This window comes from Bisbaumannia salifodinae (assembly GCF_055388505.1).
The window spans coordinates 1,540,771-1,554,822 of record NZ_AP043781.1; the positions used below are offsets into that span (position 1 = coordinate 1,540,771).

Annotated in this window: 13 protein-coding genes; 1 reads left to right on the forward strand and 12 read right to left on the reverse strand. The window is 68.5% G+C overall.

Annotated elements, in window-relative coordinates; all coding sequences use genetic code 11:
• Positions 1–2: 2 nt before the first annotated feature.
• The 5 genes from ACZ5EF_RS06960 to ACZ5EF_RS06980 all read right to left on the reverse strand — a co-directional run bounded on the left by ACZ5EF_RS06960 (position 3) and on the right by ACZ5EF_RS06980 (position 5,503).
• A complete protein-coding gene (locus tag ACZ5EF_RS06960; RefSeq protein WP_346063098.1) occupies positions 3–563 on the reverse strand; it encodes a lytic transglycosylase domain-containing protein in 561 nt (186 codons plus the stop codon).
• Between the two features lie 55 nt (positions 564–618).
• On the reverse strand, positions 619–2,340 hold the full coding sequence (locus tag ACZ5EF_RS06965; RefSeq protein ID WP_346063097.1) for a proline--tRNA ligase: 1,722 nt from the start codon (positions 2,338–2,340) through the stop codon (positions 619–621).
• Between the two features lie 249 nt (positions 2,341–2,589).
• Positions 2,590–3,495 carry a carbon-nitrogen hydrolase family protein gene (locus tag ACZ5EF_RS06970; RefSeq protein ID WP_346063096.1) on the reverse strand — a complete coding sequence of 302 codons (906 nt, stop codon included), beginning with the start codon at positions 3,493–3,495 and terminating at the stop codon, positions 2,590–2,592.
• Complete coding sequence (locus ACZ5EF_RS06975; RefSeq protein ID WP_346063095.1) at positions 3,492–4,088, reverse strand: GNAT family N-acetyltransferase; 597 nt, start codon at positions 4,086–4,088, stop codon at positions 3,492–3,494. The genes ACZ5EF_RS06970 and ACZ5EF_RS06975 overlap by 4 nt, the downstream gene beginning before the upstream one ends.
• 218 nt (positions 4,089–4,306) lie before the next feature.
• Positions 4,307–5,503, reverse strand: coding sequence for a benzoate/H(+) symporter BenE family transporter (locus ACZ5EF_RS06980; protein WP_346063094.1), 1,197 nt, complete (start codon positions 5,501–5,503; stop codon positions 4,307–4,309).
• Between the two features lie 119 nt (positions 5,504–5,622).
• Here ACZ5EF_RS06980 and ACZ5EF_RS06985 point away from each other — a divergent pair, with 119 nt between their 5' ends.
• Complete coding sequence (locus tag ACZ5EF_RS06985) at positions 5,623–6,204, forward strand: helix-turn-helix domain-containing protein (RefSeq protein ID WP_346063093.1); 582 nt, start codon at positions 5,623–5,625, stop codon at positions 6,202–6,204.
• Here the strand turns inward: ACZ5EF_RS06985 and ACZ5EF_RS06990 are convergent.
• The 7 genes from ACZ5EF_RS06990 to ACZ5EF_RS07020 all read right to left on the reverse strand — a co-directional run bounded on the left by ACZ5EF_RS06990 (position 6,165) and on the right by ACZ5EF_RS07020 (position 13,832).
• On the reverse strand, positions 6,165–7,307 hold the full coding sequence (locus tag ACZ5EF_RS06990; protein WP_346063092.1) for an N-acetylmuramoyl-L-alanine amidase: 1,143 nt from the start codon (positions 7,305–7,307) through the stop codon (positions 6,165–6,167). The genes ACZ5EF_RS06985 and ACZ5EF_RS06990 overlap by 40 nt on opposite strands.
• Before the next feature lie 4 nt (positions 7,308–7,311).
• The gene (locus ACZ5EF_RS06995) at positions 7,312–8,064 is read right to left on the reverse strand and encodes a DUF3307 domain-containing protein (protein ID WP_346063091.1); all 753 of its coding nucleotides are present in this window, start codon (positions 8,062–8,064) and stop codon (positions 7,312–7,314) included.
• Positions 8,057–8,704, reverse strand: a complete 648-nt coding sequence (locus tag ACZ5EF_RS07000; protein WP_346063090.1) for a hypothetical protein — start codon at positions 8,702–8,704, stop codon at positions 8,057–8,059. Before ACZ5EF_RS07000 ends, ACZ5EF_RS06995 begins: the two co-directional genes overlap by 8 nt.
• A 103-nt stretch (positions 8,705–8,807) precedes the next feature.
• Positions 8,808–9,992: a vWA domain-containing protein gene (locus ACZ5EF_RS07005; RefSeq protein WP_346063089.1), complete on the reverse strand. Its 1,185-nt coding sequence runs from the start codon at positions 9,990–9,992 to the stop codon at positions 8,808–8,810.
• A 3-nt stretch (positions 9,993–9,995) separates the two neighbouring features.
• Positions 9,996–10,841, reverse strand: a complete 846-nt coding sequence (locus tag ACZ5EF_RS07010; protein ID WP_346063088.1) for an AAA family ATPase — start codon at positions 10,839–10,841, stop codon at positions 9,996–9,998.
• A 182-nt stretch (positions 10,842–11,023) separates the two neighbouring features.
• Positions 11,024–12,379 carry a uracil-xanthine permease family protein gene (locus tag ACZ5EF_RS07015; RefSeq protein ID WP_346063087.1) on the reverse strand — a complete coding sequence of 452 codons (1,356 nt, stop codon included), beginning with the start codon at positions 12,377–12,379 and terminating at the stop codon, positions 11,024–11,026.
• Positions 12,380–12,464: 85 nt separating this feature from the next.
• Complete coding sequence (locus ACZ5EF_RS07020; protein WP_346063086.1) at positions 12,465–13,832, reverse strand: 8-oxoguanine deaminase; 1,368 nt, start codon at positions 13,830–13,832, stop codon at positions 12,465–12,467.
• Positions 13,833–14,052: the final 220 nt, after the last annotated feature.

The window sequence follows — 14,052 nt, forward strand, 5'->3', positions numbered from 1 at the left end:
ATCTAGCGCTGGGCGGTGTCCCGGGGGAGTCCATCCAGGCCGGGGGCGCGCCAATGACCGAGCCAGGCCCGCATCACCCGCTCCGGGTACCAGGTCTCGCCGTGGCTGCCGTTATAGCGCACCAGGGCCCGGGTCACGTCGCCATGCTCGGCGGCCAGGTAGTGGGCCAGGATGGTACAGCCATAGCGCAGGTTGAGCCAGGGGTCGAGGAGGTCGTCCTGGGCGCGGCCCAGTTCGTCGACCCAGAAGGGCATCACCTGCATCAGGCCGCGGGCCCCGGCATGGGAGACCGCCTCCGGCTCGAAGGCGCTCTCCACCTGGATCACCGCCATCACCAGCTCCGGCGAGAGGCCCGCCAGGGCCGCCTCGTGATAGACCCGCTCCAGCAGGGCACGGCGCAGGCCGGCGTCGCCGACAAAGCGTGCCAGGCGCGGTTCCATGGCATTGATCCACTGCCGGGAGGCCCACACCGCCTCGGCGGAGCGGGGTGCCTCGAGCACCGCCTCCAGGGTGTGGGTCAGGCTGGCCGGCACGACCTCGGCCTGGGCGCCCGGGATCAGCAAGAGGCTACCGCTCAGCAGTAGGGGCGCCAGGCATCGCCGGCGCCCGCGACGCTGCCTAGCGGCGAATGGCTTCGGCCAGGAAGTCCAGGAGGGTATCGGCGGGTACCATGGTGGCCTCTTCATCGCGACGCCCCTTGTATTCGAGCTCTCCCTTGTCGAGGCCCCGATCGCCGATCACCAGGCGGTGCGGAATGCCGATCAGCTCCTGGTCGGCGAACTTGACCCCCGGCCGGGTATCGCGGTCATCGAGTAACACATCGTAACCCCGGGCCGTGAGCTCAGTGTAGAGGCGTTCCGCCTCGTCGCGCACGCGCTGTGACTTATGCGCATTCATCGGTACGAGGACGATATGGAAGGGGGCGATGGCATCCGGCCAGATGATGCCATTGGCGTCGTGGTTCTGCTCGATGGCGGCGGCCACCACCCGGGTCACGCCGATGCCGTAGCAGCCCATCCACGGGTGGGTGCCCTTGCCGTTCTCGCCGAGCACGGTGGCGTTCATCGCCTCGGAGTACTTCTTGCCCAGCTGGAAGACGTGCCCCACCTCGATGCCGCGCTTGATGGAGAGGGTGCCCTTGCCGTCCGGGGAGGGGTCGCCCTCCATCACGTTGCGCAGGTCGGCGACCTTGGGCAGGGGCAGGTCGCGCTCCCAGTTGATGCCGAAGTAGTGCTGGCCATCGATATTGGCGCCGGCGCCGAAGTCGCTCATCAGCGCCACCGAGCGGTCGATGACGATCGGCATCTCGAGGCCCACCGGGCCCAGGGAGCCGGGGCCGGCGCCCGCCGCGGCACGGATCTCTTCTTCCGTGGCCATGGTCAGGGGCGCGGCCACCTCGGGCAGGTGCTCGGCCTTGATCTCGTTGAGCTCGTGGTCGCCGCGCACCAGCAGGGCCACTAGGCCGCCCTCGCTGCCCTTGACCATCAGGGTCTTGAGGGTCTTCTCGATGGGCAGGCCGTGCTGTTCGACCAGGGCGGCGATGGTCTTGGCGTTCGGGGTGTCGACCAGGCGCAGTTCCTCGCTGGGCGCGGGGCGCTGGGCGTCGCTGCCCAGCGGCGCTGGCAGGGCCTCGGCCTTCTCGATATTGGCGGCGTAATCGGAGTCGCTGGAGAAGACGATGGCGTCCTCGCCGGAGTCGGCCAGCACGTGGAACTCGTGGGAGCGGTCGCCGCCGATGGCGCCGCTGTCGGCCAGTACCGGACGGAAGCCCAGGCCCAGGCGAGTGAAGATGCGCACATAGGCGTCGTACATGGCCTGGTAGGTCTGTTTTAGCGAGGCCTCGTCGATATGGAAGGAGTAGGCGTCCTTCATGATGAATTCCCGGGAGCGCATCACCCCGAAGCGCGGGCGGATCTCGTCGCGGAACTTGGTCTGGATCTGGTAGAAGTTGGCCGGCAGCTGCTTGTAGCTGTTGAGCTCGCGGCGCACCAGGTCGGTGATCACCTCTTCGTGGGTGGGGCCCACGCAGTAGTCGCGGTCGTGGCGATCCTTGAGGCGCAGCAGCTCCGGGCCATACTGCTCCCAGCGGCCCGACTCCTGCCACAGCTCGGCGGGTTGCACCGCCGGCATCAGCAGTTCCTGGGCGCCGGCCCGGTCCATCTCCTCGCGGACGATACGCTCCACCTTGCGCAGGGTGCGCAGGCCCAGCGGCAGCCAGGTGTAGAGGCCGGAGGTGAGGCGGCGGATCATCCCCGCCCGCAGCATCAGCTGGTGGCTGACCACCTCGGCGTCGTTGGGCGTTTCCTTGAGGGTGGACATCAGGAGTTCACTGGCGCGCATGGCTTGGGCGTATCCTTCGAAGCGTTAACAGGCGGGGCTGCGACTCGCAGCGTCTTTGCAGCGCATTGTACGGCAAGCCGGGGTGGCGGCAAAACGCCGGGTCGGTTGGTAGAGAATGCCGTTTCTGTGGTTGAGTCTTCTTTACCGGGCCGACGTGATGGCGATAGCTGGTCCGGCGACAAGCCTTCGCGAGGCGCTGTAAACCCTTCCCTGGGCGCTACTTTTGCCTTCCCTGGCAAAAAACCCTCGCTACGCCTTGTCCCCGGCGCTCATCTCCCATTCGACGCCCAAGGCGAGGCGCTGCTTTTGCAGCTCCCAGTCATGGTAGTTATTGACCTGGCCCTGCTCGCGCAGGGCGCGAATCAGCGGCAGGTCGAGGCGGGCCAGCTGCCAGCCCGGGGTGGCGTCCTCGCCCCGGGTCAGGATGCCGTCCGGCGGGAAGCCATGATCGCAGGGGGTATAGACGGCGGCATGGCCGGTATTGATATCCACCGCCGGTGACCAGAGCGCCTCGCCCACGGTGGGAGAGTGGACGATGGCCACCTGCTGCTCGATGGCGCGGGCCTGGGCCGAGAGGCGCACCCGATGGTAGCCGGCGGGGGTGTCGGTGCAGCTGGGCACCAGCAGCAGGTCGGCACCGGCCTCGACCAGGGCCCGGGCCAGGTCGGGGAACTCGCTGTCGTAGCAGATCAGCACGCCGAGCCGTCCCGCCGGGGTATCGAAGAGGCGCAGGCCGTCGCCGGCGGAGACCCCCCACTCGTCGTTCTCGAAGCGGGTCATGATCTGCTTGTCCTGGTGACCCATACGGCCGTCCGGGGTGATCAGCCAGGCGCGATTGACGTAGCGGCCATCGGCCAGGCGCCAGGGTAGCGATGGCGCCAGCAGGGTGACCTCATGCTGCATGGCCAGGCGTCGCCACACGGCCAGGGCGTCGTCGCGCAGCGGCTGCAGCGCCTCGAGCTGGGCCGAAAGGTCGCCGATCACCGCCTCGGGCAGCAGGGAGGTGAGCTCCATGCCGCCATACTCGGGGAAGACCAGCAGGTCGGCGCCGCGGTCGGCGGCGTCCTTGACCCAGCGGCTGGCCTTGGCGACGAAGTCGTCGAAGTGGCGGAAGCGGTCGATGGGATACTGGGCGGCGGCTACCGTTACCGTCATGGGGTCAGTTCCTTGAGCCAGAAGACCATGGGCTTGTCGCTCTCCTCGGCCTCGCCGAGATCCTTCCAGGCGAAGGTGGTGGCGAGCTCGCCCCGGCGGCGGTAGCCGCGGCTCGCCCAGAAACCGTGCAGGGGGCGATAGTCGGCGGGCTTGCGGGGATGCTCCTCGGGGCGCTCCACGGCACAGAAGGCGGCGAGGGCGAAGCCGTTGTCCCGGGCATGGGCCTCCCGCTCGGCCATAAAGGCCTTGCCGATGCCGCGGCCCCGGTACTCGGGCAGCAGCAGCGACTCGCCGTAATAGAAGACCGTGGCGGGATCAATGCCGGCGGCGGCGAAGGGGGCGCGAAACTCCGCCACCTCATCGGCCAGGGGCTGGCCGGTGGCGGCCCCCACCAGGGCCTCGCCGTCGAAGGCCAGCACGAAGAGGCTGGCCGGGTTCTCGGCGTAGCGACCCAGGTAGGCGGCCTCGTAGGCGGGGTCGCCGTCGTAGAGGTAGGGAAAGTCGCGGAACACCCGGATGCGCAGCCCGGCGAGCGCCTCCAGGTGGGGGGCGATGGCCGGCCCCCGGCGGGTGGTCAAGGTCAGCCCGGTCATGACGCCTCTCTGCGGCCGGTGAAATGCCCGAACCCTAGCAGGCCGCGGTGATGCCGCCAATCCTCCCGGCGACGCGAGACTAGGCCTTAGCGCCGGCAGGCGTGATCCGGTCCCAGCATCGCCAGGCCCCAACATCGCCAGGTCTTAGCGCCGCCAGGCGTTATCTAGTCCCGGCATCGCCGGGCCCCAGCATCATTAGGTCCCAGCATCATCAGGTCTTAGCGGCGCCAGGCATGCAGCCCCAGCATGGCCATTCCCGCCAGCAGGCCCCAGAAGGCGGCGCCGATCCCCAGCAGGGTGCCCCCGGAGGCGGTGAACAAACAGGTGACCAGGGCGGCGTCGCGTTGCTCGGGCTCCGCCATGGCGCCGGCCAGGCCGTTGCCGATGGTGCCCAGCAGGGCCAGACCGGCCAGGGCCATCACCAGCTCGGCGGGGAAGGCGGCGAACAGGGCGGTGACGGTGGCGCCGAAGATCCCCAGGGTCAGGTAGCCGACCCCGGCGGCGACCCCGGCGGTGTAGCGCCTGGCCGGGTCCTCGTGGGCCTCGCGGCCCAGGCAGACCGCGGCACTGATCGCCGCCAGGTTGAGGGCGAAGCCGCCGAAGGGCGCCAGGGCCAGGGTGGTGGCTCCGGTCCAGCCGATCAGCGGCGAGCTGGGGGCCGGGTAACCGGCGGCCCGCAGCACCGTGATGCCGGGCAGGTTCTGGGTGGCCATGGTTACCACGAAGAGCGGGATGCCCACGCCGATCAGGGTCGAGAGCGAAAAGCTCGGCGCGGTGAAGACCGGCAGGGTCGGGGTCAGGGCGATACCGCCCAACTGGAGTTGCCCCTGGGTGGCGGTGACCGCCACCCCGGTGAGCAGCACCAGCACGATGGCGTAGCGGGGCAAAAAGCGCCGCCCCAGGCCATAGGCCAGCAGCATGGCCAGGGGCAGCGGCCACTGGGTCTCGAAGGTGGCGAAGAGGTCGATGCCGAAGCGCAGCAGCACCCCGGCCAGCATGGCCGCGGCCAGGGTCGGGGGAATGCGCTTGACCAGGGCGCCGAACAGGCCGGTGACGCCGCACAGGGTGATCAGCGCCGCCGAGAAGAGGAAGGCGCCGATGGCTTCGGCCATGGGCACGCCGGGCAGGCTGGTGGCCAGCAGGGCGGCCCCGGGAGTCGACCAGGCGGTCAGCACCGGCATGCGGTAGCGCAGCGACAGTCCCAGGGAGGTCAGGCCGGTGCCGATGCCCAGCGCCCACAACCAGGAGCCGATCTGTGCCTGGCTGGCACCGGCCGCCTCGGCGGCCTGGAAGATGATCACCGCCGAGCTGCCATAGCCCACCAGTACTGCCACCAGGCCGGCGGTCACGGTGGAGGGGCTGAGGTCGCGCCACAGCGAGCGGCGCGATGTCGCGAAGTGGGTCTGCGGTTGCATGGCCGGTGTCTCCTGACGCGGGGACGACTCCTCGCGCTGTGCGTTATAGCGTACAATGCCGGTACCCTAGCACTGTGCGTCATAGCGCACAATAGGAATAACTCTCACTGGAGGCTGCGATGCAGGAGATCGCCACCCATATCGCCACGCGGCTGCGCGGCCTGCGCAAGGCGCGGGGCTGGAGCCTCGATCGCGCGGCCCGGGCCACCGGGGTCAGCAAGGCGATGCTGGGGCAGATCGAGCGGGGCGAGTCGAGCCCCACGGTATCGACGCTATGGAAGATCGCCAGCGGCTTTTCGGTCTCCTTCTCGTCGCTGTTCGCCCCGCCGGGGACGGACGCCGAGGAGGGGCCGGCAGGGGAAACCCGCTGGGGCCGCGACGCCGCCGGCATGCAGGCCCGAGTGCTGTTTCCCTTCGACCCGCTGCTGGGCTTCGAGATGTTCGAGATCGAGCTGGCCCCCGGGGCGGCGAGCGAGTCGTCGCCCCATGCCCGGGGGGTGGTGGAGCATATCGTGGTGGTGGAAGGCACCCTGGGGCTGACCCTGGCCGGCGACGAGGAGAAGCGCCTGGGGCCCGGCGAGGGGCTGCGCTTCTATGCCGACCGCCACCATCTGATGCGCAACCTGGGGCAGGGGCCTCTGCGTTTCCATGACGTGATCCACTACCTGCCGGGCGCCGCCTCCGGGGATGCCTCGGTATAAGGCGTTAGCGCCTCGAGGGCCTCGGGGTGGTAGCGTTCCGGCGTATCGAGAGCCCCAGAGCCCGGGGTCTCGGTGAGTCCTTCCAGGCTCTCGGGGTGGTGGCGTTCCGGCGTATCGAGAGCCCCAGAGCCCGGGGTTTCAGCGAGTCCTTCCAGGCTCTCGGGGTGGTAGCGTTCCGGCGTATCGAGAGCCCCAGAGCCCGGGGTTTCAGCGAGTCCTTCCAGGCTCTCGGGGTGGTAGCGTTCCAGCAGTGCCCAGAGAATCGCCGCCGTCTTGGCGTCCGGTTGGCCGCGGTAGTCGGCGGGGCGGAAGCGCATCTGGAAGGCGCGCAGCACGGCGCGGGTCGGGTCATCGAGCTCGCCGCTGACCTCGAGGGGGTAGCCCCAGGCCGCCAGGGCCCGCTGCAGGGTGGCGGTGTCGGGGGCAGCCGCGGCGAAGCGCGCCCGGTAGCGAGCCACGCTGGCCGCCTCGGGCCAGACGCCGATCCCGGCCTCGTAGAGGGTCCGCCAGGGAAAGGCGGGGCCCGGATCGATCTTGCGGCTGGGGGCGATATCCGAATGGGCCACCACGTCGCTGGGATGGATGCCGTGGCGTTCGATGATATCCCGGGCCAAGCGGATCAGGGCGTCGATCTGCGCCTCGGGGTAGGGCGCCCAGTGGATCGGAGGGGCCGCCTCGGGATCCGCCTCCAGGGCCGCCTCCACCTGGGCGAAGGAGCGATCGGGGCCCCGGTTGACGATCTCGATGCCGATGGAGGTGTCGTTGAGGTGGGTGCGCCCCCTCCAGGCGCTGGCGCCGGCATGCCAGGCGCGCCGGGACTCGTCCACCAGTTGGTAGATTAGCGGCTCGCCGTCGTGCCGGCGGGCCGGGAGCGGTAGCACATAATGGGCGCTGACATGGGGGCCGGTCAGCGTGGCCAGGGAGCGCGCCTCGCCGCTGCTGGTGTAATGGATCACCAGGTGACGGACCCGGCTGCTATGAGAGGGGGCGCCATGGGAGTGATCGACGAGATAGCCATGGCGCCGCTCCAGCGTGGATGGGGTGCTACACCCGGTCAGCAGTAGCAGGGAAACGGCGACAAGCACCGTCAGGGATCGCCACATCGGCTTAGCCCTCCAGCAGCAGTCTCAGCGTCAGGCCCAGGGCCAGGGTCGAGGCGACGCTGAGCAGGGTGCCCAGCAGCACATACTCGGTGAGCTTGCGGTCCTGGGCCTCGCGCAGGTCCCCGAAGCGAAGCACCGACTTGGCGGCGAGCAGGAAGCCCACCGCCGTGAGCTGGTCGAGCAGCACCAGGGTCAGCACCAGGAAGCGCTCCAGCATGCCGATCCTCGCCCCCGCCGCCGCCAGGGTCCCGGTGGCCTCGAGCTGCTCGCTCCAGCGCCGCATCACCAGGGCGATGGCGATGGAGAGCGGGCGCGATACCAGCAGGTAGGCGCAGGCCAGGCCCAGTACCTGGGGCGTGGCGAGCCAGGCGACGGCGCTCCCGAGGGGCTGCCAGCTGCCGACCCAGGCCAGCCAGAGTCCCACCAGCACCAGCCCATGCAGGGCCTGGTCGAGCAGGAACCAGCGCAGCCGGCGGGGCGATAGTCGTGACTTGGCCAGGTCGATCAGCCAGTGGCTGGCCGCCACGACCAGGACGCCGAATGCCACCGCTACCGCGCCACGCTGGGCGTCATGGGCGGCGGCGATGACCAGCACGGCAAAGGTGAGGGCCGCATGGACCAGGGCATGTTGCCCCAGGTGCGGTGAGCGGTGTCCCAGGCGGTAGCGCTCTTCGACCCAGGCATGGGGTTGCAGCAGGAAGTCGCCGGTCAGATGGGCCAGCCACAACGCCAGCAACAGGGATTCGGGGCTAGTCATGGGCCTCGCTCTCTTCCTTGAGGCGCCGTTCCAGGTAGCTCAGGGTCTCCTGAAGCAGCGGCCAGTGTGCCGTCCGCAGGCGCTTGTGGACCGCGGGTTGGCTGATGCCGAGCCGCTCGGCCAGGGCCTGCTGGGACTCAGCATGACACAGGCGCTCGGCGATGGCCTCCGCGGCGGCGGGAGGCCAGCCTTCGAGCATGGCATCCAGGTGGCGAATCAGCAGGGCCAGGCAGGGCGAGTCGCCCGACGCCAGCCGCAGGGCCAGGTGGTGGTCGCCGTCCAGGGCGTCGAGTGTCTGGCCGGAGGCCACGAAAGGCGCCGAGCCGGCCTCGGCGATGCGCGAGTCGTCCCGCCACCGGTCGTCGTGTCCGATGGCGATGGCCAGGCGGGCGTCCCAGCGTTGCTGGGGCCGGGAGTGGCGAATCAGCTCGGCGCGCAGCAACACGGCGGCCGTTACGCCTTGCCAGGCCTGGGGGAGGACGAGTTGGAAGCCGTCGCCCCGGTAGCGTTCGCTGACCGCACCGAAGCGTGAGGCCAGGCGGGACAGGGCGTGATCGAGGACCGCCGAGAGCCGTTCGGGGGGTCCTAGCCGGCGCGAGGCGATGATATCGCCGGTGATGACCGCAATGGCGGGGGGCATGGCTATCTCCTGAGCGGGGCCGGCCAGCGGCGGCCAGGCGGGCCTCTGTCGTTAAATATAGCCTTTAAAGGTTATTTTTCCAGATAATAACTATTTTAGGTTATTAACTCCGGCGAGCCAGCTCGCCCATGGCCTCCTCCAGCCCCGCCAGGGTCAGGGGGTACATGCGATCCTCGATCAGCTCACGGATCAACTGGGTCGAGTGGGTGAACTCCCAGGCTCGGGACGGCATGGGGTTGAGCCACACCAGATGAGGGAAGGCGTCCACCAGGCGCTTGAGCCACACCGCCCCGGCCTCGTCGTTGAAGTGCTCGACGCTGCCACCGGGGTGGGTGATCTCGTAGGGCGACATGGCCGCATCGCCGACGATCACCACCTGGTAGTCGCTGCCATAGGTGTGCAGCACATCCAGGGTGGCGATTCGCTCACCTTGGCGCCTGGCGTTGTTCCTCCACAAGCCTTCATAGAGGCAGTTATGAAAGTAGTAGGGCTCCAGGTGCTTGAATTCGGCTCGGGCCGCCGAGAAGAGCTCCTCGCAGGTGCGGATATGGTCGTCCATGGAACCGCCCACATCGAGCAGTAGCAGCACCTTCACCGCGTTATGGCGCTCGGGGCGCATCTGCACGTTAAGCAGGCCGGCATCCCGGGCCGTCTCGCGGATGGTGGCGTCCACGTCGAATTCCTCCGCGGCCCCCTGGCGGGCGAACTTCCTGAGCCGGCGCAGGGCCATCTTGATATTGCGGGTGCCAAGCTCCAGGCTGTCGTCATAGTCGCGGAAGCGCCGCTCGTCCCACACCTTGACGGCCCGGCGGTGGCGGGAGCCGTCCTGGCCGATGCGGATGCCCTCCGGGTTGTAGCCGTAGGCGCCGAAGGGACTGGTGCCGCCGGTGCCGATCCACTTGTTGCCACCGGCGTGGCGCTCCTTCTGCTCCTCCAGGCGCTGCTTGAAGGTCTCGATCAGTGCCTCGAACCCGCCCAGGGACTCGATCTGCGCCTTCTCTTCCTCCGTGAGCCGCTTCTCGAACTCGCGGCGTAGCCAGTCGTCGGGGATCAGCGCCTCGATGGCGGCGTCCAGGTTCTCCAGCCCCTCGAACCAGGCGGCGAAGGCGCGATCGAAGCGGTCGAAGTGGCGCTCGTCCTTGACCATGACGGTGCGTGCCACCCGGTAGAAGGCCTCCATATCGGCGAACACCACCCCGCGCTCCACCACCGCATGGAGGTCGAGCAGCTCGCGCAGGGAGACCGGCACCCCGGCGCGCTTGAGGGTCTCGAACAGGCCGATAAACATGGCTCAGCGACTCTTGCGACGCAGCATAAAGGCCAGCCGCTCCAGCAACTGGGTGTCCTGCTCGTTCTTGACCAGGGCCCCGGCCAGCGGCGGAATCGCCTTGACCGGGTCGCGGTGATAGAGCGCCTCCCGGGCCAGGTCGTCGGCCATCAAGAGCTTCAGCCAGTCCACCAGCTCCGAGGTGGAGGGCTTCTTCTTGAGTCCCGGGGCCTGGCGCAGTTCGAAGAACACCTCCAGGGCCTTGCTCACCAGCCGGGGGGCGATCTCCGGGAAGTGCACATCGACGATGGCCTGCATCGTCTCCCGGTCGGGGAACTCGATGTAGTGGAAGAAGCAGCGGCGCAGGAAGGCGTCGGGCAGCTCCTTCTCGTTGTTGGAGGTGATGACGATGATCGGCCGGTGGCGGGCCTGGATGGTCTCCCCGGTCTCGTAGACATGGAAGGCCATGCGGTCGAGCTCCTGGAGCAGGTCGTTGGGGAACTCGATATCCGCCTTGTCGATCTCGTCGATCAGCAGTACCACCCGCTCGTCCGCGGTAAAGGCCTCCCACAGCTTGCCGGGCTTGATGTAGTTGGTGACGTTCTCGACCCCCTCGATGCCCAGTTGGGAGTCGCGCAGGCGGCTCACCGCATCGTACTCGTAGAGACCCTGGGCCGCCTTGGTGGTGGACTTGATATGCCAGGTGATCAGCCGGGTGTTCAGGGCGGCCGCCAGCTCCTCCGCCAGCAATGTCTTGCCGGTGCCCGGCTCGCCCTTGATCAGCAGGGGGCGTTCCAGGGTCACGGCGGCGTTGACCGCCTGCTTGAGGGCCTCGGTGGCCACGTAGGTGGAGGTTCCCGCGAATGCCATGGCTGTCTCGCTCATCGAAATGGGTCACTGAAGATCAAACAAGTGTACGGAAGGCGGCGGGGGGGAACAATCGACAAAAGGGCCCCGCCTGGGTGGCGGGGCCAAGCGACGCCCTGAAGCGGCGTCGAGCGCGAGGCAAGGGGGACTAGCCTGGTAGCGAGGCCCTGGTGGCGGGGGCACCATCAGTCATGGGGGAGCTCCGCTACCCGGGTCGGCCGCGCCCGCTTGCCGGGGGTGGGGAGCAGCAAGTTGAGCAGCATGGCGCAGAGGGCGCCGGGGATCAGCCCGGAGTCGAGCATGGCCCGGACCTCAGCCGAGGCGCCCGCCAGCAAGTCCTCATGGGCCGGCAGGCCGATGGCCACCGACAGCGAGACGCCGATGATCACCATGTTGCGCTTGTCGAAGGCCACATGGCTGAGCATCTTGATGCCGGCGCTGGTGATCATGCCGAACATGATCAGGACCGCGCCGCCGAGTACCGCATTGGGGATGCTCGAGACCAGGGCCCCCAGCTTGGGCAACAGGCCGGCCACCAGCAGGAAGCCGCCACCGATGGCCACCACGAAGCGGCTGACCACGCCGGTCAGCGCCACCATGCCCACGTTCTGGCTGAAGCTGATCTGCGGAAAGGCGTTGAAGCCGGCCGCGAAGACGCTGGCAACGCCATCCGCCATCACCCCGCCGGAGAGCTCCCACTCGGTGGGCTGGCGGTCCAGCCCACCGGCGGTGGTGCCGACGATATCGCCGATGGACTCGGCGCAGGTGACCAGGGCCAGCAGCACCATGGGCAGGATCGCTGCCCAATGGAATTCGATGCCGATGGCCAGGGGGCGGGGCAGGGTGAGCCAGTCGGCCTCGGCGACCCGCGACAGATCTACCAGGCCGGTGGCCAGTGCCGTGGCGAAGCCCGCCACCAGGCCGATCAGCGGTGCCGCCTCCGACCAGAAGCCGCGGGCGAACTGATGGCAGCCGAGGGTGACGGCGAACACCAGTCCCGCCAGCAGCAGATGGTGGGAGGCGCCGAAGTCGGCGGCGCCGAAGCCTCCGCCGGCGTAAGCGAAGCCTACCGGGAGCAGCAGGATGCCGATCATCAGCACAAAGGTGCCGGTGACCACCGGGGGGAACAGGAAGCGCACCCAGGGCAGGAAGGCCCCGACCAGGGCGATGGTCACCCCGGCGCAGAGGGTAGCCCCCAGCGCCGCCGGCAGGCCCAGGTTGAGGGCGATGGGCAGCAGTACCGGCACGAAGCCGAAGCTGGTGCCCATCACGATGGGCAGCCTGGCTCCCAGGGGGCCGAACCCCAGGGCCTGTACCAGGGTGGCGATGCCTGAGACGAACAGGGTCGCCTGGATCAAAAAGATGGTGATCTCGCTGGGCAGGTCCATGGCCCCGGCGATGATCAGCGGCACGGTCACGTTGCCGACGAACATGGCCAGCACGTGCTGGATACCCAGGGGCACGGCCCGCCTGAGTGGGGGCATCTCGTTGACGTCGGCACTGGCCGAGAAACGGCGAAACCAGGAATTATCGTTGGACATCTGGGACTCCTTCGCCCGGAGGCGGTGTCGGCAGGTTGTCGTTATTGGCTACCGGTTTGGTGGGAGTGCGTGGTCACGCGGGTCTTTAGAGAGCCCGCCAGAGCCGCCGGGCGGCCTCCTGGTGGCGCGCCATCAGGGCGCCCAGGTCGAGATCCGGGATCGCCCCATCGATGACCCGCCAGCGACCGGCGACCATGACCCGGTCGGCGCGGTGGGCGCCACACAGCAGCAGGGCGGCGAGTAGGTTCTCGGCACCGGAGAAGCGCGGTTCATCGAGCTTGAACAGGGCCAGGTCGGCCTGCTGGCCGGGGGCCAGGCCGCCGATATCGGTGCGGCCCAGGCAGCGCGCGGAGCCCTGGGTGGCCCAGCGGATCACGTCGTCATGGCCGATCTGGTCGGGACGGTAGCGCAGGCGGCCGAGCAGCATGGCCTGGCGCATCTCCTCGGCGAGGTTGGAGTGATCGTTGGAGGCCGAGCCGTCCACGGCGAGCCCCAGTGGGACCCCGGCGCGCTCCAGCTCGAGGGTGGGACAGAGCCCCGAACCCAGCACCATGTTGGAGGAGGGGCAGTGGGCGATCCCGGTGCCGGCACGGCCCAGGCGTTGGATCTCCTCGTTGGTGAAGTGGATACCGTGGGCCAGCCAGGTGCGATCATTGAGCCAGCCGCAGTCGTCCAGGTAGTCGAGGGGACGCAGGCCGAAGAGGCGCTCGCAGTAGCGGGTCTCGTCCTCGGTTTCCGCCAGATGGGTATGCAGGCGCACCCCCTCCGCCTTGGCCAGATCGGCGGTGGCGCGCATCAGCTCGCGGCTGACCGAGAAGGGTGAGCAGGGGGCCAGGGCCACGGTGATCATGGCGCCTTCCTCAGGCTGGTGGTAGTGCTGGATCAAGCGACGGCTGTCGTCGAGGATGCGGGCCTCGTCCTGTACCACCGATTGGGGTGGCAGGCCCCCCTGGTCGCGGCCCACGCTCATGGAACCGCGGGTCAGGGCAGCCCGTACACCGAGTCGCCGGGCGGTCTCGACCTGCCGATCGATGGCCGACTCCAGGGCCTGGGAGAAGACATAGTGGTGATCCGCCACGGTGGTGCAGCCGGAAAGCAGCAGCTCGACCATGGCCAGCTCGCTGGCCACCGCGATCTGTTCCTCGTCGAGGTTGGCCCAGACGTCGTAGAGGGTGGTCAACCAGGGAAAGAGCGGCTTGTTGAGTGCCGCGGAGTAGGCCCGGGTCAGGGTCTGGTAGAAGTGGTGGTGGGTATTGACCAGCCCCGGCAGCAGCACATGCTGGGAGGCATCGAAGACCTGGTCGACGGGAAGGCTGGGTTCCTGGCCGGTGGCGAGGCGCTCGACGATACGGCTGTCCTGGATCACCACGCCATTCGCGGCGGCCGGGTCGGCACAGCTCAGCGGCTGGCGAATCCAGAGACGGGGGGAGGGGTGACGAGGGGATGATTCCATGCAAAGGCTCCTGAATAATACGCACCCATCGCCGTTGGCGAAGGGTTACCCACGCAAGCGTGGTTCAGGTGCCTTATTGCATATCCCAGGATGGGTGCTGGGTTCACTGTGTTGTTGCCCGATCAGTTTTCAATAGGTCGCCGGCCCAGACAAGTCATACCCCATATTTGGATGCGTGATAGGCGTCCTGTTTCCCTGATGCCTGCCAATGGCGAAAGAT